Below are 18,780 nucleotides of genomic sequence, written 5' to 3'. Positions count from 1 at the left end.
ACGGTCTCCGGCCAGGCCCCAGGGTTGGACCACGGCGGTGTCCGGGCTCAGGCGGTACATCGACTTGACGGGGTAGACGTGGAGTCCGGGGGCCTCTCGCCGTCAGGAGCGCGGGCGGGCGGAGGTCACCACACCACGGGCAGGGAGCTGATGCCGTGCACCAGCATGCCCGAGGGGCGCGGCAGGTCCTCGGGGGCCACCGCCAGCTTCAGGGTGGGGAAGCGCTGGAACAGCGAGCCGATGGCGATCTGGAGCTCCAGCCGGGCCAGGCCGGCACCGATGCAGTAGTGGGTGCCGTGGCTGAACGCGAAGTGCGGGTTGCTCGGCCGGTGGAAGTCCAGCTCGTCCGGGTCGGTGAACTGGCGGCGGTCGCGGTTGGCCGAGGCCAGGCCGGGCAGCACCGCGGAGCCCTTGGGGATCACCACGCCGCCCAGTTCGAGCTCCTCGGTGGTGATCCGCAGCAGCCCCTCGTCGCCCGGCGGGTAGGCGCGCAGCAGCTCCTCCACCGCGGCGTCGATCAGCTCGGGGTTCTCCCGCAGCTCGGCCAGCCGCTCCGGGTTGGTGAGCAGCGCGACCACGCTGTTGGCGATCTGGTTGACGGTGGTCTCGTGGCCGGCCACCAGCAGGCTGATCCCGAGGAAGATCAGCTCCTCGTGGTCGAGCCGGTCGCCGTCCTCGTCGTGGATGGAGACCAGGGCGGACAGCAGGCCGTCGTCCGGCTGCTCCCGCTTGGCCGCGACCAGCTCGGAGAGGTAGGTGAACAGGCCGACCTGGGCCTCCAGCATCTCCTCCTTGGTGCGCGAGGTGGTCGCCAGGAACGCGCTGGACCAGGCGGAGAACTTCTCCCGGTCCTCGAACGGCACCCCGAGCAGCTCGCAGATCACGGTCACCGGCAGCGGGAAGGCGAGCGCCGGGATGAGGTCCACCGGCCCCTCGCTCGCCGCCATGGCGTCCAGCAGCGCGTCGGTGTGCTCCTGGATCCGCGGCCGCAGGGCGGCCACCCGGCGGACGGTGAACTCCCGGGAGACCAGCTTGCGGACCCGGGTGTGCTCCGGCGGGTCCATGTTCAGCAGGCTCTTGAACTTCTGCGGAGCCGCCGCCAGCCGGGGCGCGCCGTCCTCCAGGGTGGCGGCCCGGCTGAAGCGCGGGTCCGAGAACACGGTGCGCACGTCGTCGTAACGGGTGACCAGGTACGCGTGGTCGCCGCTGGGCATGCGCACCTCGGCCACCGGCTGGTTCTCCCGCAGGTGGCCGTAGAACGGGCAGGCCTGCATCGCGGAGGGGCGCTCGAACGGGTAGTTCGGCACCTCCTGGCCGTCCGGGGCGGGTGCGGCGTCGGGCTGTGCGGTCATCGGTCGTTCCTTTCCTAGTCGGTGGTTGTCCGTCAGCTCACGGAGCCCGTGCGGTGCGGGGCCACGGGCAGGACGGCGCGTCCGCTCCGGTGCGCGTCCTGGAGCGGGTAGTAGATGCCGGCGACGATCCTGCGCTTGAGGAAGTCGTTGGAGCTCACCAGGCGGTAGGCCAGCCGGCGCAGCGCCACCGGGACGGGGTCGCTCAGCGCGAACGCCCGTTCCTGGCGCATCTGGAGGCCGCGGGAGCGGGCCACGTGCCCCTCCCGTACGTGCTGGAACCGCCGGCAGGCGGCGTGCAGCGCGCCCGGTCCGCCGCCGGCCAGCGCCTTGGCGACCAGCGGTGCCAGGACCACCGCGTCGGCGATCGCGTGGTTGACGCCCTGCCCCAGCACCGGGGTCAGGGTGTGCGCGGCGTCGCCCACCAGCACCAGGCCGGGCTGCGACCAGCGCGGCACCACGGTGGTGAAGATGTCCAGCATCGAGGTGTCCGACCAGCTGGTGACGGACTCCCGCACCCCGGCGGAGACCGCCGGGGCGAGCTCGTCGACCCGGGCGTACAGCGACTCGATGCCCTGCTTGCGCATCTCGCGCAGCCCGCCCTTGGGGATGTTGAAGCCCACCCGCACCAGGTCGGGCACGGTCGGGATGAACAGCCCGTGGCGGTCGCCCTGGATCCGGACCCGGTAGGTGTGCGGGTCCCAGGCCTTGGGCTGCGGCACCTTGAACCAGACGAAGTCCCGCTCCAGCGGGATCTTCTCGTACGGCAGCCCCGCCATCTCGCGGACCTTGCTGAACCGGCCGTCGGCCGCCACCGTCAGGGCCGCGTGGATGTCGGACTCGCCCTCGGGGCCGCGGACCCGGACACCGGTCACCGTCCCGCCGTCGCGCAGCAGTTCCACCGCGGTGGTCCGGCGCAGCAGCGTGAAGCCCGGCAGTGCGGCGGCCTCGTCGGCCAGCGCGGTCAGCAGCGGGGGCTGCGGCAGCTCCATCGGGAACGGGCAGGGCTGGTCGAAGGCCGCGAACTCGGCCTTCAGCACCGGCCGTCCGCCGTCGAGGATCTCCATCCGGTGGGTTTCCAGGGTGCTGTCCCGGACCTTGTCCAGGATGCCGAGCCGCTCCAGCAGCCACACCGAGTCCGGCGAGATCGACTCGCCCCGGAACGAGCGGTTGAAGTGGACGCTCTGCTCCACCACGGTGACCGACACCGACCGGCGGGCCAGTTCCAGCGCCAGCGTCAGCCCGGCGGGGCCGGCGCCGACGATGCACACCTGGGTGCTCACCGGCCTGGATCCGGCCGTATCAGTCATGGCTTGCTCCTCGCGTGGGTGGTGGGTCCGGAGGCACGGTCTCGGCCACCACCCTTCGCGGACCGGCTAAAGCCCTCCTTGCGAAGCCCCCCGGGAGCGCGCGCAAGGGCGCCTTAAGAGGGGCCGCGCAGGCTCGGCCCGTCCACCGGAGGCAGCGAAGGAGAGACCGTGACCGCGGTTGTGAACACCCCCGCCGGCGAGCGGACCGGCCCGCTGGAGCGGCTGCGGGCCCTGCACGGCGAGGGGCGGCTGGTCGAGGAGTACCGGCAGGTGGCCGGGCTGCTGGCCGAACTGGCGGCGGGCGCGCCGGCCGGGCAGCCCGGGCGGGACCTGGCCCGCGCCGGACAGGTGCTGGCCCGGCTGGACCCGGCCGAGCTGCTGGCCCGCCACGAGGGGCTGGAGGCGGTCGCCGTGGCCGTCACCGGGCACTCCACGCTCGGCGCCCTCACCGCCCCGCTCACCGCCGAACTCGCCCGCCACGGAGTCGTGTTGAAGGCGACCACGGCCGACTACGGCTCCTGGTCGCGGGACCTGCGGGACACCGGCAGCGAGCTGTACGCGGCGGACCCGCAGCTCGCCCTGTGCGTCCTGGACGCCCAGGTGGTGTTCGACGAACTGCCGCACCCCTGGCGGGCGGAGGACCTGGAGCGGGCCGTCGCGGCCAAGCTGGAGCTGCTGGCCTCGCTGGCCGCCCGCTACGTCGAGCACGGCACCGGCACCCTGGTGCTCAACACCGTGCCGCTGCTGCCCGTCCACACCCGTCAGCTGGTCGACGCCCGCTCCCGGGCCCGGATCGGCATCGCCTGGCGGGAGTTCAACGCCGGGCTACTGCGCCTGGCGCTCGACCACGAGCGGGTGCGGGTGGTCGACCTGGACCCGCTGGTCGCCGCGGGCGGCCCGGTGAACGAGCCCCGGCTGGCCGCCTACGCCAAGGCGCAGCTCGGCGAGGAGCTGCTCGCGGCGTACGCCCGCGAGGTGGGCCACCTGGTGCGCGCCCTGCGCGGCCGGGCGAAGAAGGTGCTGGTGGTCGACCTCGACAACACGCTGTGGGACGGCATCCTGGGCGACGACGGCCCGGAGGGCATCGCCGCCGCCACCACCTTCCGGGGCGAGGCGTTCGGCCGCTTCCAGCGGGTGGTGGCCCAACTCGGCTCCCAGGGCGTGCTGCTGGCGGTGTCCAGCAAGAACGACCAGGAGGCGGTGCTCGGGGTGCTGCGCGACCACCCCGACATGGTGCTCCGGGAGGGCGACTTCGTCCGGGTGAACGCCAACTGGGAGCCCAAGGACGGCAATCTGCTGGACATCGCGGGCCGGCTCAACCTGGGCGTGGACAGCTTCGTCTTCGTCGACGACTCGCCGTTCGAGTGCGGGCTGGTCGCGAGCAGCCTGCCCCAGGTGGCCGTCGTCCGGCTGGACGAGGAGCCGGCCCTGCACGTGGAGCGGCTGCTCGCGGACGGCTGGTTCGACGTGGCAGCGCTGACCGCGGAGGACCGGGTCCGCGCGGACCAGTACCGGACCGAGGCCGCCCGGCAGGACCTGCTGGACAGCGCCGGCTCGATGGAGGAGTACCTGGCCCGGCTCGACGTGCGGGTCTCGCTCTCGCCGGTGCGGGAGCACGAGGTGGCCCGGGCCTCCCAGATCACCCTGCGCACCAACCAGTTCAACCTCACCACCGAGCGGCTCCAGGCGGCCGACGTCCGGGCCCGGATGGCGGCGGACGAGCACCTGGTGCTCGCGGTCCGCGCCACCGACCGGTTCGGCGACAACGGGCTGGTGGGCCTGGTCCTGGTGCGCACCGCGCCGGACGGCTGGCACCTCGACAACGCCCTGCTCAGCTGCCGGGTCTTCGCCCGGGGCATCGAGCAGGCGGCGCTGGCCACCGTGCTGGAGCGGGCCCGGGCGGCCGGGGCGCCGGCCGTGCACGCCCGCTACCGGCCCACCGCCAAGAACCGCAAGGTGCGCGGCCTCTACCCGTCGCTGGGCTTCGCGGAGACCGGTGAGGACGCCGCCGGCGAGGTGTCGTTCCGGCACGACCTGGCGGAGCTGCCCGCGGTGCCGGGGCACGTCGCGCTGAGCGCGGACCTCGGCCCGGTCGCGGACCGGACGGCGTAGCGGTGGGGGCGCGGGAGCGGCGGCGCGCGGCGGCGCGGCGCCTGGCCGTCGGCTGGGTGCGGGCGCTGGCCAACCTGGGCGCGATGTTCGGGGCGGTCACGGTCGAGTACCACCTGACCCTCGGCCGGGAGCCGCGGCCCGCGCCGCTGGAGGAACCGCCGGCGGACCACCCCGAGCGCCTGGTGCCCGGGGTGCCGCCCTCGGCGCGGGAGCGGGAGCTGTGGGCCCAGCTGGAGGGCCTGCACCGGCGCGGGTAGCGCAACGGCGGCTTTAGTGATCGAACTGATGATCGGTCTGGACGTGTCGACCGAACGAGGGGGATTGACGGTGGCGGAGTTCCGATCGTTCGCGGAGCTGGTGCTCGCGCGGGCGGCTGAGCGTGGGGGTGCGGACGCCTACCTGTTCCTGGAGAACGGGGTACGGGGGGTCGAGCCGGAACGGCTCACGTACGCGGGCCTGGACCGGTCCGCGAAGGAGCTGGCGGCCTGGCTGCAGGAGCGCGGCCTGACCGGCCGTCAGGTGCTGCTGCTGTACCCGTCGGGACTGGAGTTCCTGACGGCGTTCGTCGGCTGCCTGTACGCGGGCGCGGTGGCCGTCCCGGCGCCGCTGCCCACCGAGCAGGGCCAGCACTTCCAGCGGGTGTCCGGGATCGTCCGGGACGCCCGGGTCGGCGCCGTGCTGACCATCGGCAAGCACGAGCCGGACGTCCGGGCGTGGCTGGCGGCCGAGGGCTTCTCGGACGTGCACTGCCTCGCCACCGACGGGCACGCCGGCGACGCCGCCGCCTGGCGCGACCCGGGGCTGGGCCCCGAGGACCTGGCCTTCCTCCAGTACACCTCCGGCTCCACCAGCGAGCCCAAGGGCGTGATGGTCTCGCACGGCAACCTGCTGGCCAACGAGGCCGCCATCCAGCGCGCCACCGGCAGCGGCCCGGACACCGTCCTGGGCGGCTGGCTGCCCTTCTACCACGACATGGGCCTGATCGGGCACGTGCTCCAGCCGCTCTGGCTGGGCACCAGCGCGGTGCTGATGTCCCCGACCTCCTTCCTGCGCCGGCCGGTGCGCTGGCTGGAGCTGCTCAGCGAGCACCGGGTGACCATCTCCGCCGCCCCCAACTTCGCCTACGACCTCTGCCTGCGCCGGATCACCGACGCGCACCTGGAGGGCATCGACCTGTCCAGCTGGAAGGTCGCCTGCAACGGTGCGGAACCGGTCCGGGCCGAGACCCTGCGGGCCTTCGCCGAGCGGTTCGCGCCGTACGGCTTCCGGGCCGACACCTCCTTCCCCTGCTACGGCATGGCCGAGACCACGCTGCTGGTCTCCGGCAAGCGGCACGGCCGCACCGCGCTGGTGCGCGAGGTGGACGCCGCGGGCCTGGAGGCCGGCCGGCTGGAGGGCCCGTACCTCCAGGCGCCGACCCGGGCCCTGGCCTCCAGCGGGGTGGTGAACCCCGAGGACTTCGAGGTGCGCATCGTCGACCCGGAGACGAAGGCGGAGCGCCCCGAGGCCGAGGTCGGCGAGATCTGGGTGCGCGGCGCCAGCGTCTCGGCCGGCTACTGGGACCGCCCCGAGGTCAACGCCGAGGTCTTCGGCGCCCGGATCACCGGGGCGGAGGAGCTCGGACCGTGGCTGCGCACCGGCGACCTGGGGGCGATGGAGCGCGGCGAGCTGTTCGTCACCGGCCGGCTCAAGGAGATGGTCCTGATCAACGGCCGCAACATCTACCCGTACGACGTGGAGAACGCGGTGCGCGGGCTGGACCCGACGGCCCTCGGGGCCGGCGCCGTCTTCGCCGTCGACACCGACCAGGAGCACCTGGTGGTGGTCCACGAGGTCCGCCCGAGCGCCCTCGCGGACCAGGACCTCAAGCAGCTCACCGCCACCGTCCAGGCCCTGGTCAGCCGGGAGTTCGCGGTGCCCGCGGGCAACGTCCTGCTGGTGCGCCCGGGCACCGTCCGCCGGACCACCAGCGGCAAGATCCAGCGGACCCTGATGCGCAAGCTCTTCCTGGAGGGCGCCGTCACCCCGCTGCACGCCGTGCTCGACCCGGCGGTGCGCGCGCTGGTCGGCGACCGCGACCCGGAACCGGTGGGCTGACATGGACCACGCGCCGTACCGCGTCGCCGAGGAGCTGGAGCACTTCCTCGGCGACCCGGACGCCCCCGACACCGTGTTCTCGTACGCCCGCAGCCTGGAGCTGGACGAGGCCGAGGCCTTCCCGGCCGACATCTGCCGCGTCCTGGAGGACTGGCGCCTCCAGGACCACTACGTGCCGGCCGAGCACGGCGGCCGGCTCACCGACTACGAGACGGTCCTGCAGGTCATGCGGACCGTCGCCCGCCGCGACCTCACCGTGGCGATCGGCCACGGCAAGACCTACCTGGGCGGGGTCTGCGTCTGGGTGTCGGGCAGCCCCGAGCAGGCCGCCCGGCTGGCCGCGGACATCCGGGCCGGCGTGCCGGTCTCACTGGGCCTCACCGAGCGGGCGCACGGCAGCGACCTGCTCGCCGACGAGGTGCACGGCGAGCCGGACGGCGCCGGCGGCTGGCTGGTCAGCGGCGAGAAGTGGCTGATCAACAACGCCACCCGGGGCAGCGTGCTGTCCGCCCTGGTGCGCACCGACCCGGCCGGCGGGCCGCGCGGCTTCAGCGTGCTGCTGGTGGACAAGCGCGAGCTGGCACCGGAGCACTACCGCTGCCTCGACAAGATCCGCACCCACGGCATCCGCGGCGCCGACATCAGCGGCATCGCCTACGACCGGGCCCCGGTGCCGGCCTCCGCCCTGGTCGGCACCGAGGGCGGCGGCCTGGAGACGGTGCTCAAGGCGCTCCAGCTGACCCGGACGATGTGCTCCGCGCTGTCCCTCGGCGCCGCCGACCACGCCCTCGCGCTCGCCCTGGACTTCGCCGAGCGGCGGGAGCTGTACGGCCGCCGCCTGGTGGACCTGCCGCAGGCGCGCCAGGTGCTCGCCTCGGCCGCCGCCGACGTGCTGGTCGGCGAGGCGCTGGCGACGGTGGCGATCCGCTCCGTCCACACCCTCACCGGCGAGCTCAGCGTGGCCGCCGCCGCCACCAAGTACCTGGTGCCCACCGGCACCGAGCAGGTGATCGCCGAACTGACCCGGCTGCTGGGCGCCCGCGCCTTCCTCAAGGGGGAGCACGCCGGCGGCATGTTCCAGAAGGTCGACCGGGACCACCGGATCGTCGGGCTGTTCGACGGCAACACCCTGGTCAACCTCAACTCCCTGGTCAACCAGTTCCGTTCGCTGTCCCGGGGCTGGGAGCGGGGCACCGGGGACACCGCCGGGGCCGCCGCCGCCTTCGACCTGTCCGCGCCGTCGCCGGCCCTGGACCCGTCCCGGCTCTCGCTGGTCGCCAAGGGCGGCAGCGGCATCCTCGCCACCCTGCCCGGCTCCGTCGCCGCGCTGCGCGCCGAGGCCGGGAACAACCCCGCGCTGCACGGTGCGCTGGAGGCCGCCGAGCGGCTGCTCGAGGTGACCGGCCGCGTCCACGCCGAGATGGCGGAGTACCGCAACCCGGTCGCCGACGTGCCCACCGGCGCGTTCGAGGTCGCCCGGCGGTACAGCCTCTGCCTGGCCGGCGCCGCCTGCCTGGGCCTGTGGACGCACAACCACCGGACCGCCGCCGAGGGCCGCACCGGCGCGCTCTGGCGCGACGGCGTCTGGCTCCGGCCCGCCCTGGACCGGCTGCTGGTGCGGCTCGGCGAGCAGGACGGCCCCCGGCCGGAGGCCTACCCGGCGCTGCTGGCGCGGCTGCGCGCCACCCGGGCGGCCGGTGAGCTGCACTCGCTGCTCCCGTTCCGGCTGCACCGCCCCGTACCCACCGACCACCGTCCTGCCGAGGGGGCGCCATGCTGACCGACACCGCGGCTCCCGGGCTCCCGCGTCCGCGGGACCCCGCCGCCGACGCCCCGGAGGCGGCCGTCCGGGCCCGGGTCGCCGAACTGGAGCACCGCTTCGGCGACCCCGCCGACCCGGCCAATCCGGTCGGCACCGCACGGCTGCTGGCCGCCGACGAGGCCGGCGAGCTGTCCGGGGCCGGCGAGGCGCTGCTGGACGACCTGGGCCTGTCCGCCGAGTTCGTCCCCGCCGAGCTCGGCGGGCGGCTCACCCGGATCGACACCCTGGCCCGGACCCTGCGGCCGGTCTTCCGCCGCGACGTCGCCCTCGGCCTCGGCTACGGCGTCACCTCGTTCATGGCGGCCGTCAACGTCTGGACCGCGGGCAGCGCGGAGCAGCGCCGCAAGGTGGCCGACCTGCTGCTCGGCGGCGCCAAGGTCTCCGTCGCCTACCACGAGCTGGCGCACGGCAACGACTTCCTGCGCAACGACTTCCGGGCCGGGCCCGACGCCGGCGGCTACCGGCTGCACGGCCGCAAACAGGTCATCAACAACGCCGACCGGGCCGCCGCCTTCGCGCTGTTCGCCCGGACCGACGACGCGCCCGGCGCGCGCAGCCACTCCGTCCTGCTGGCCGAGCGCGACCAGCTCGACCCGGCCCGCTTCGCCACCCTGCCCCGGTACCCGACCGCCGGGGTGCGCGGCTGCCGGATCTCCGGCCTGGACTTCGACCACTGCCCCGTCCCGGCCGGCGCCCTGGTCGGCGGGCAGGGCCAGGGCGCGGACGTGGCGCTGCGCTCCTTCCAGCTCACCCGCAGCGTCCTGCCCGGGATGGCGATCGGGGCCGCCGACACCGGCCTGCGCACCGTCGTCGGGTTCGCGCTGGGCCGCCGGCTCTACCGGCGCACCGTGCTGGACCTCCCGCACGCCCGCTCCACCCTCACCGGCGCCTTCCTGGACCTGCTGGTCTGCGACAGCCTCTCGCTGGTCGGCACCCGCGCCGTGCACCTCCTGCCGGAGGAGACCAGCGTCACCGCCGCCGTCGTCAAGTACCTGGTGCCCAAGGTGCTGACCGAGGTGATGCACGACCTCTCGATCGTGCTCGGCGCCCGGTTCTACCTCCGCGAGGGCGAGTTCGGGATCTTCCAGAAGCACCTGCGCGACCTGCCGGTGCTCAGCCTCGGCCACGCCGGCTCGGCGGCCTGCCAGGCCACCGTGATCCCGCAGCTGGCCCGGCTCGCCCGGCGGGCCTGGTTCACCGGCGACGCGGCGCCCGCGGCGCTCTTCGAGACCCGGACGGACCTGCCCGGCATCCCCTTCGACCGGCTCACCCTCGCCGCCGGGCGGGACGGCCTGGCCGCCTCGCTGGTCGCCGCCTGCGACGACCTGCCGGACGGCACGCCCGAGGAGCACGCCGTCCGCGCCCTCGCCCTCGGCATGGCGGACGAACTGCGGCGCCTCCAGCGGGACAGCCTCGCGCTCGCCCCGCAGGACCGCACCGCCCTCGCCGGGCCCGGCGCCTTCGCCCTGGCCGACCGCTACGCGGTGTTCCTCGCCGCGGCCGCCGTCCTCGGCGTGTGGCGCGCGGCCCGCGCCGACGGCACCGACCCCTTCCTCGCCGACCCCTCCTGGGCCGCCGCCGCCCTGCACCGGCTCGCCCGGCGGCTCGGGCACCGCCCGGCCGACCTGCCGGCCGGCTGCGAGGAGACGGTCCACCGGGAACTGCTGCGCCGCTTCCACGAGCGCCGCGGCTACGACCTCCACGACACCCCGCTGGCCGGCTGACCGGCCGCCACCCGTCCTTTCCACCGCAGCAACGCAGCGAGGAGCACCGCCATGACCGTCCCCACCACCGGCCGTCCGGCCACCGCCGGCGAGCACACCGTCGAGACGCTGACCGGCTGGCTCACCGACCGGATCTCCCTCTACCTGAAGCGCCCGGCCGACGAGATCGCCCCCGGCGTCCCGCTCGCCGAGTACGGCCTGGACTCGGTCGCCGCGCTGAGCCTGTGCGGCGACATCGAGGAGGACTTCGACCTCGTCCTGGAGCCCACCGTGGCCTGGGACTACCCGACCGTCGACGCGCTGGCCGGCTACCTGGTGGAGGAACTGCGCGCCACCGTGGGAGAGGCGTGATGCAGCCCGTCGCCATCGTCGGCCTCGACTGCCGATTCCCCGGCGCACCGGACCCCGCCGCCTACTGGGACCTGCTGATGCGCTCCGGCGACGGCGTCGGCCCGGTGCCCGAACAGCGGTGGAACGCCGCCGACTTCCACTCGCCCGAGGGGGCCGAGGGGCACTCCAACACCACCAGCGGCGGGTTCATCACCGACCCGGACGCCTTCGACCACGAGTTCTTCGCGATCTCGCCGCGCGAGGCCGCCGCGATGGACCCCCAGCAGCGGCTGGTCCTGCAGTGCGCCTGGCGCGCGGTCGAGGACGCCGGGATCGCGCCGCACGACCTGGCCGGGACGGGCACCGGCGTCTTCGTCGGCGTGATGGGCAACGAGTGGGCCCACCTCCACCTCACCGACTACGCCCGGGTCACCGCGCAGGCCGGCTCCGGCAACGGCTACTGCATGACCGCCAACCGGATCTCCTACCACCTCGACCTCAAGGGACCGAGCCTGGCCGTCGACACGGCCTGCTCCTCCTCGCTGGTCGCCGTCCACCTGGCCTGCAACGCCCTGCTGGCGGGGGAGTGCGACACCGCCATCGCGGCCGGGGTGAACATCGCCCTCACGCCGGCCCTCGGCATCTTCTACACCCAGGCCGGGCTCTCCGCGCCCGACGGCCGCTGCAAGCCCTTCAGCGCCGACGCCGACGGCATCGGCCGCGGCGAGGGCGTCGGCGCGGTGGTGCTGCGCCGCCTCGAGGACGCGATCGCCGACGGACAGCCGGTGTACGCGGTGATCCGCGGCACCGCCGTCAACCAGGACGGCCGCAGCAACGGCCTCACCGCGCCCAACCGCTGGTCGCAGCAGGAGGTGCTGGCCGCGGCCTACCGCCGGGCCGGGGTCGAGCCGTCCGACGTGGCCTTCACCGAGGGCCACGGCACCGGCACCGTGCTCGGCGACATGATCGAGGTCAAGGCGCTCGGCGACCTGCACGCCGACCGCACCGGCAAGCCGATGGCGCTCGGCTCGGTCAAGGGCAACCTCGGCCACACCGAGGGCGCGGCCGGCATCGCCGGACTCATCAAGGTGGCGCTCTCCCTGCACCACCGGGTGGTGCCCGCCAGCCGCTTCGCCGCCCGGGAGAACCCGGCGCTGAAGCTCTCCAAGTACGGCCTGCGGCTGCTCAAGGCGCCGCTGCGGCTGGCCGCCGGGACGACCGTCGGCGGCCTCAGCAGCTTCGGCATGGGCGGCACCAACGCCCACGCGGTGCTGGAGTCCGCGCCCGCGGCCGCCGCCCGGCCGCAGGCCCCGGCCGACGCCGCGCCCACCGGGCTCGGCACGGCGGTGTTCACCGTGACCGCGCCCACCGCGCAGGCGCTGCGCCGCAACCTGGTGGCGCAGGCCGACGCCCTCCAGCGCCACCGGCTGGCCCCGGTCGGGGCGGTCGGCTGGAGCAGCACCCGGGTCAAGAGCGGCCACCGGCACCGCTTCGCCGCACCGGCCACCGACACCGCCGACCTGGCCGCCCTGCTGCGCCGGGCGGCCGAGGACGAGGACCTGCTGGCCCGGCTCAGCGGCGGGCCGGGCGGGTCGCCGCGGGCCGCCCTGCTCTTCACCGGGCAGGGCTCGCAGTACCCGGGCATGGCGGCCCGGCTGCACCGCGACGCCCCGCTGTTCCGCCGTCACCTCGACCGGGCCGACGAGGCGCTGCGGCCGCACACCGACGGCTCGGTGCGCGACCTGCTGCTCGCCGCCGACCCGGCCGTCCACCGCACCGGCTGGGCGCAGCCCGCCCTGTTCGCGGTCGGCTACGCGCTGGCCGCCACCCTGGCCGAGCTCGGGGCGCGCCCCCGGATGCTGCTCGGCCACAGCATCGGCGAGTACGCGGCCGCGGTGCTCGCCGACGCGCTCCCGCTGGAGCAGGCCGCCCGGCTGGTCGCCGCGCGCGGCCGGCTGATGCAGGAACTCCCCGAGGGCGGCGGCATGCTGGCCGTCCGGGCGGAGGCCGCCGTGCTGGCCGAGCGGATCGCCGCCGAGCCGCTGCTCGGCGTCGCCGCCGTCAACGGGCCCACCGCCACGGTGCTCTCCGGGGACCTCGCGGCGCTGGCCCGGATCGAGGAGGAGCTGACCCGCGCCGGGGTGCGCTCCCGGCGCCTGGAGGTCTCGCACGCCTTCCACTCGCCGCTGATGGAGCCGATGCTGGAGCGCTTCGCCGAGGTCGCGGAGGAGGTCGGCGGGGGCGTCCCGGCGCTGCCGGTGTACTCCACGCTGCGCGGCCGGCTGCTGGAGTCCGAGCCGATGGACGCGGCCTACTGGGTCGAGCACGTCTCCGCCCCGGTGCTGTTCGCGGACGCCGCGGGGGAGCTGCTGGCGCAGGAGCCGACCCACCTGCTGGAGATCGGCCCGCGGCCGGTGCTCGTCCCGATGGCCCGCCGGCTGGGCGGGACGCCTTCGGGCGCCGGGCCGCGCGGCGTGCTGCCGGTGCCGGGTGAGCAGGCCGGCGGGCCGGAGCTGGCCGAGGCCGTCGCCGAGCTGTTCCGCGGCGGCGCGGACCTGGACTGGCGGGCGGTGTACGCCGAGCAGGACCGCACGGCGTACCGGCTGGCCCCGTACGCCTTCGCCGACGACCGCCGGTTCTGGGCCCGCCCGCCGGTCCGGTCCGCGGTCGTGCCGGCCCCGGTCGCGGTTCCCTCCGGGGCCGAGGCCGGGCCGCCGGAGGAGTCGGCGGCCGAGGCCGCGCCGGGCCGCCGGACCCTCGACCCGGTCGCCCGGGCCGTGGTGGCTGCCGTGGCCCAGGTGGGCAGCTACCCGCCCGAGGAGATCTCCCCGCACGCGCGGCTCTTCGAGGACCTCGGCTTCGACTCGGTGATGGTGATGGAGCTCAAGAAGCGCATCGAGGAGCGGCTGACCGGCCTCGAACCGCTCAGCGTGGAGGACCTGCTGCCCCGGCTGTCCTCGGTCGGCGACCTGATCGGCTTCCTGGGCGAACGGCGCACCGCCGCCGCCGTCCGAGCCTGAACTCCTCCCGCCCGCACCCGCCCCGCTGGACCAGCCCCGCTGGACCAGTCCCGCAGAAAGGACCGCACACCACATGCAGCCGCCACCCGACCGCGATCCCGTCCAGGCGTACCTCGCCTCGGTCGGGACCGCCCTGCCCGGCGACCCGGTGGACAACGCCGCGCTCGCCAGGGTGCTGGGGGTCAACGAGGAGTGGATCGACCTCTTCATCGGCACCCGCACCCGGCACTTCGCCCGCGACCTCGCGAGCGGCGAGGTGCGCTGGTCGCTCGCCGACCTGTGCGCCCGGGCCGGCGCCCGGGCCATCGCCGCCGCCCGGATCGACCCGGCGGAGATCGGCTTCGTGGTGCTCGGCACCGCGACGCCGGACCACCTGATGCCCGCCACCGTCAACCACATCGCCGACCAGCTCGGCCTGGACCAGGTGCCCACGTACCAGCTCCAGTCCGGCTGCGCCGGGGCCGTCCAGGCGCTCGGCCTGGGCCGGACCCTGATCGCCGGCGAGGGCCACCGGGCCGGCCTGGTGATCGGCGGCGACGTCTGCAGCAAGCACCTCGACCTCGACCGGGACCTGGCCGGCGCCGCGCCGAGCGACCTGGTCAACTACGTGCTGTTCGGCGACGGCGCCGGAGCCGCCGTGCTCACCGCCGAGCCCGTGGGCGAGGCGGTGGCCCTGCGCCGGGTGCTCAACCGGTTCACCGGCCTCGGCCGGGAGCCCGGCCAGGTCATCGACTGGTTCGGCCTGGCCGACCGGTACGACGACCGGCAGGCCGTCCGGGAGGACTACAAGGCCATCGAGGAGTTCGTCCCGGTGATGGCCGTGGAGATCCTCTGGGAGCTGCTCGAGGACCTGGACTGGTCCGCCGAGGAGCTCGACTACCTGCTGCCGCCGCAGCTCTCCGGCCGGATGACCCGCCGCATCCACGAGCTGCTCGACGTCCCCGGCGCCACCGAGGTGTCCTGCGTCGCGGACACCGGCAACAACGGCAACGCGCTGCCCTTCCTCCAGCTGGAGCGGCTGCTGGGGCAGATGTCCTGCGGCGAGAAGGCCCTCGCGGTGGCCGTGGAGTCCAGCAAGTGGATCAAGGCGGGCTTCGCCCTGGAGAAGATGTGACGCACCGTCACCGATTGGACGCATGATGCAGACCGTCGACGAGTTCGCCCGCCTGGTCCGCGAGGAACTGGGCATCCCGCTGGCGGACGAGGACATCGCCGCCGACCTCGACCGGATCCCCGAGTGGGACTCCCTCTACCTGCTCAAGCTGGTCACCGCCCTGGAGCGGAGCACCGGCCGGCCGCTGCCGGTCGGCCGGGTGCTGGAGGCCCGCAGCCTGGAGGAGATCTACCGGCTGGCGGTGGAGCGGTGACCGCCGCCCGCCCGCACCCCGAGCGCCGCCGGCGGCACACGCTCTACTTCCTGGAGCACGCCGCCCGGCAGCGCCCGGTGCACCTGGACACCGAGGTCGACATGACCCGGGTCCAGCGGCACCGCGCCGAGGCCCGGGAGGCCGGGCAGCGCTACTCGGTGGTCGCGTACCTGCTGCACGCCACCGGCCGGGTGCTGGACCGCCACCCGGAGGCCAACGCCGTGCTGGCGCCGGGCTGGCCCGGCCTGCGCGGCCCCCGGACGGTCCGCTTCACCGGCGTCACCGCCAAGCTCGCCCTGGACCGCCCGGTGGACGGCGAGCGCACTGTGCTCTCCGCGCTGCTGCCGGGCCTGGAGAGCGCCGGCCTGCCCGCCATCCAGGCGCGGATCGACCGCTACCGGGACCTGGCCGCCGCCGACCTCCCGGAGTTCCGCGGGGTGCGGATGCTGGGCCGGCTGCCGGTCCCGCTCGGCCGGCTGGCCTTCGCCGCCGCGCTGCGCGACCCCCGGCGCCGCCCCGCCGTCCTCGGCACCGTCGCGGTCAGTTCGCTCGGGCACCGCCCGGTGGACGGCTTCCACGCGAGCGGCGGCACCGCGGTGACGCTGAACGCCGGCCAGGTGCTCGACCGGCCCGTGGTGCGGGACGGCCAGGTCGCCGTGGCCCCGCTGATGCGGCTCGGCCTCACCTTCGACCACCGGGTCATCGACGGCGCCCTCGCCGCAGACGTGCTCGCCGACCTCAAGCAGGCCCTGGAGGGCTTCGAGGACGGCGCCGCCCCGGCCGCCCCGGCCGACCGTGCGGTAGCCCGGACGGCCTGAGCCGCCACCCGCACCACCGTTCCCGGCGGGGCCGGACCGGGCCGAGGCGACCCCCTCGGCCCGGCCCCCGCGCCGGGCGCTCCGGACCACCCCGCCCACCGCCCACCCGAGGACGACGCACCCATGGACCATCTGGCAGAGCTCAAGGAGTTCGCCCGGCTGCACGGACGCGGCCAGGGCCTGACGGAGCAGTACGTCCGGTCCGTACTGTCCCGGATCACCGGGGACGAGCCCGGCGACCCCGGCTCCTGGGCCCGGGTGTGGACCGCCGAGGGCGACCGGCTGCGGGCCGGCCGGCCGCTCGACGCCTGTCGGCGCTACGCCCTCGCCCGCTTCCCGTACCACGCCGACGAGGACCGGCTGGAGGCCCAGCGCCGCTGCGTCGACGCCTTCGACACCTGGCGGCGCGGCGGCCGCAACGGCATCGAGCGGCTGGAGTTCGAGCACCCGGACGGCACCCTGGCGGCCTGGGCGGCCGGGCTGTCGGCCGACCGGTCGCGGCCGCTGCTGCTGATCACGGGCGGCATCGTCAGCGTCAAGGAGCAGTGGGCGCCGACGCTCCCGCTGTTCGCCCGGCTCGGCTTCGCCGCCGTCGCCACCGAGCTGCCCGGGGTCGGCGAGAACACCCTCCCGTACCGGGCCGACTCCTGGCGCCTGCTGCCGTACCTGATGGACCGGCTGGCCGACCGCGCGCGGGTCGCCGAGACCTCGGCGCTCGCGCTCAGCTTCAGCGGGCACCTGGCGCTGCGGGCCGCCGCCGAGGACCCCCGCATCCGGAGCATCCACACCGTCGGCGCGCCGGTGGCCGGCTTCTTCACCGACCCCGCGTGGTGGCCGCGGGTCCCCGGCATCACCGTGGAGACCCTGCGCCGGCTCACCGGGGCCGGCGACCGGGACGAACTCCGGGACGTCCTGGCCGGGTTCGCGCTCACCCCGGCCCAGCTGGGCGCCGTGGACGCCGCGGTCGACTACGTGGCCAGCGCGCGCGACGAGATCATCCCGCAGAGCGAGCACCGGCTGCTCGCGCTGCTGGCGCCGCAGGCCCGCTTCAAGGTCTTCGACGACGTCCACGGCTCCCCGGGGCACGTCGGGGCGATGCGCCGGTGGCTGATCCTCTCCCTGCTGCGCGCCCGCCTGGCCGGGCGGCGGCGCCCGGCGGCCCGGTGACGGCCGGATCCCGCTGAGGGCAGGCCCCCAGCGGGATCGCGGCGGGATCGCGGCGGAGTCGGCGGGCTCAGAGCCGCTGGGGCAGCCGGCGGCGCTCGGAGCCGGTGGGGGAGGCGGCGGCCGGGGCGAACGACGGCCGGCCCGGGTCGATCAGCCACATGCCCGGACGGACCTCCACGGCCGCCGCCCGCCCGTCCGGATCGGTGATCCGTTCCGCGGTACGGCGGGCGTAGGTGGCCCAGCGGCGGTCGCCGAGGCGTTCGGCGGCCCGCCCGCACTCGGCGAGCAGCCGCAGCGCGTTGACCGGCAGCCCCTGGTGCAGGTTCACCATCGCCAGCCCGCCCAGCGCGGCCACGACCCCCCGCAGGTCGTGGTCGGCCGAGCAGAGGGCCAGCGCCCGCCCGTACCGCCGGGCGGCGGTGGTCAGACGGCCCTGGCCGAGCAGCACGTCGGCCTCGCCGATCCGGCAGCGCGCGGCCCCGAGCCGGTCCCCGGCCAGGCCGAACAGCCGGCGGGCCTCGGCGTACCGGCCGAGCGCCCGCTCCGCCTCCCGCCGCTGCCAGGCGAGGTCGCCCAGGGAGTGGAGCACCGCCGCCTCGGCGGCCGGCGAGCCGGCCCGGCGGGCGGCGTCCAGCGCGAGCTGGTGGGTCGTCTCCCACTGGTCCCAGACCGCGCAGGTCTGGAAGTAGCCGGCGGCGCTGCCCGCCAGCTCCCACACCAGGGGCCACAGCCCGGCCGCGTGCGCCAGGCGCGCCGACTCCACCAGGCCCGCGGCCTCCTGCCGGAACCAGGCCAGCGGCGGGAGCCGCACCGGCGCCGCGGCCCCGGACCGCTTGTCCGCCCGGTCCTCCGGCCGCGGGGCGCGGCCGGGGGTGAGCACCGCGTCGGCCCGGCGGGCGAGGGAGAGGTAGGTGCCGCACAGCCGCTCCGTCGCGGCCCGCAGCGCGTCCGCGCGCTCCTGCTGGCGCAGCTCCACCGAGAGCACCCGCAGCAGCTCGTGGAAGCCGTACCGGACCTGGCCGTCCGGCTGCGGCCTGGTCTCCAGCAGCTGCGCCCGGACCAGGCCCTCCACCAGCTCCTCGGCGGCGTGCGGCTCGACGTCGAGCAGCGCCGCCACCGTCCACAGCGCGAAGTCGGGGACGGGGGCCAGCCCCAGCAGCCGGAACGCCCGCTGCTGTTCGGGCTTCGCCTCCTGGTAGGCCGTCATCAGGCAGGCCCGCAGGTCGAGGTCGCCCTCGCGCAGCCGCTCCAGCCTGGTCCGCTCGTCGCGCAGCCGGGCCGCCAGGCCCTCGGCGGTGGTGTGCGGCCGGGCGACCAGCGAGGCCGCCGCGACCCGCAGGGCGAGCGGCAGGTGGCCGCAGAGCCCGGCGATCTCCGCCACCGACAGCGGGTCGGCCGCCATCAGCTCCCCGCCGGCGACGTGCAGCATCTCCATCGCCTCGTCCGGGCGCAGCGGCTGGAGCACCAGGTGCCGGGCGCCGTCGAGGGCGGAGAGCATCCGCCGGCCGGTGACGATCACCGCGCAGTCGCCGACCGCCGACAGCAGCGGGCGGATCTGCTCCTCCGAGGCGGCGTCGTCGAGCACCAGCAGCGGCCGGCGCCCCCGTAAGGCCCGCTGGACGGCGGCGGTGAGCCGTCCGCGGTCCGCCGCCGGGTCCGTCACC

At 75.6% G+C, this 18,780-nt stretch carries 14 protein-coding genes; 11 read left to right on the top strand and 3 right to left on the bottom strand.

What is annotated here, in order from left to right:
- Positions 1-125: 125 nt before the first annotated feature.
- Together ABZW03_RS19755 and ABZW03_RS19750 are read right to left on the bottom strand one after the other, a co-directional pair.
- Positions 126-1,352: a cytochrome P450 gene (locus tag ABZW03_RS19755; protein WP_355259584.1), complete on the bottom strand. Its 1,227-nt coding sequence runs from the start codon at positions 1,350-1,352 to the stop codon at positions 126-128.
- Between the two features lie 32 nt (positions 1,353-1,384).
- Entirely contained in the window at positions 1,385-2,659 is a 1,275-nt protein-coding gene (locus ABZW03_RS19750) for an FAD-dependent oxidoreductase (RefSeq protein ID WP_355259581.1), read from the bottom strand.
- 168 nt (positions 2,660-2,827) lie between these two features.
- Between ABZW03_RS19750 and ABZW03_RS19745 the strand changes: the two genes are divergently transcribed.
- From ABZW03_RS19745 to ABZW03_RS19695, 11 genes are all read left to right on the top strand, one after another.
- Entirely contained in the window at positions 2,828-4,771 is a 1,944-nt protein-coding gene (locus ABZW03_RS19745) for an HAD-IIIC family phosphatase (RefSeq protein ID WP_355259578.1), read from the top strand.
- 2 nt (positions 4,772-4,773) lie between these two features.
- Positions 4,774-5,028: a DUF6059 family protein gene (locus tag ABZW03_RS19740; RefSeq protein WP_355259575.1), complete on the top strand. Its 255-nt coding sequence runs from the start codon at positions 4,774-4,776 to the stop codon at positions 5,026-5,028.
- Positions 5,029-5,044: 16 nt separating this feature from the next.
- A complete protein-coding gene (locus tag ABZW03_RS19735; protein ID WP_355259572.1) occupies positions 5,045-6,868 on the top strand; it encodes a fatty acyl-AMP ligase in 1,824 nt (607 codons plus the stop codon).
- Position 6,869: 1 nt separating this feature from the next.
- On the top strand, positions 6,870-8,648 hold the full coding sequence (locus tag ABZW03_RS19730; RefSeq protein ID WP_355259569.1) for an acyl-CoA dehydrogenase family protein: 1,779 nt from the start codon (positions 6,870-6,872) through the stop codon (positions 8,646-8,648).
- On the top strand, positions 8,642-10,414 hold the full coding sequence (locus ABZW03_RS19725) for an acyl-CoA dehydrogenase (RefSeq protein WP_355259566.1): 1,773 nt from the start codon (positions 8,642-8,644) through the stop codon (positions 10,412-10,414). The genes ABZW03_RS19730 and ABZW03_RS19725 overlap by 7 nt, the downstream gene beginning before the upstream one ends.
- Positions 10,415-10,465: 51 nt before the next feature.
- The gene (locus ABZW03_RS19720; RefSeq protein ID WP_355259563.1) at positions 10,466-10,765 is read left to right on the top strand and encodes an acyl carrier protein; all 300 of its coding nucleotides are present in this window, start codon (positions 10,466-10,468) and stop codon (positions 10,763-10,765) included.
- A complete protein-coding gene (locus tag ABZW03_RS19715) occupies positions 10,765-13,764 on the top strand; it encodes a beta-ketoacyl synthase N-terminal-like domain-containing protein (RefSeq protein WP_355259560.1) in 3,000 nt (999 codons plus the stop codon). Before ABZW03_RS19720 ends, ABZW03_RS19715 begins: the two co-directional genes overlap by 1 nt.
- 73 nt (positions 13,765-13,837) lie before the next feature.
- Positions 13,838-14,878, top strand: a complete 1,041-nt coding sequence (locus tag ABZW03_RS19710) for a 3-oxoacyl-ACP synthase III family protein (RefSeq protein ID WP_355259558.1) — start codon at positions 13,838-13,840, stop codon at positions 14,876-14,878.
- A gap of 22 nt (positions 14,879-14,900) precedes the next feature.
- Positions 14,901-15,131: an acyl carrier protein gene (locus ABZW03_RS19705; RefSeq protein ID WP_355259555.1), complete on the top strand. Its 231-nt coding sequence runs from the start codon at positions 14,901-14,903 to the stop codon at positions 15,129-15,131.
- A complete protein-coding gene (locus ABZW03_RS19700; protein ID WP_355259552.1) occupies positions 15,128-15,949 on the top strand; it encodes a 2-oxo acid dehydrogenase subunit E2 in 822 nt (273 codons plus the stop codon). The genes ABZW03_RS19705 and ABZW03_RS19700 overlap by 4 nt, the downstream gene beginning before the upstream one ends.
- 123 nt (positions 15,950-16,072) lie before the next feature.
- Entirely contained in the window at positions 16,073-17,116 is a 1,044-nt protein-coding gene (locus ABZW03_RS19695; protein ID WP_355259549.1) for an alpha/beta hydrolase, read from the top strand.
- A 67-nt stretch (positions 17,117-17,183) separates the two neighbouring features.
- Here ABZW03_RS19695 and ABZW03_RS19690 read toward each other — a convergent pair.
- A partial coding sequence (locus ABZW03_RS19690; RefSeq protein WP_355259546.1) for an NB-ARC domain-containing protein occupies positions 17,184-18,780 on the bottom strand: 1,597 nt, incomplete at its 5' end.

Source organism: Kitasatospora sp. NPDC004799 (assembly GCF_040609095.1).
Taxonomy (GTDB): domain Bacteria; phylum Actinomycetota; class Actinomycetes; order Streptomycetales; family Streptomycetaceae; genus Kitasatospora.
This window is presented reverse-complemented; position numbering and strand designations above follow the sequence as displayed.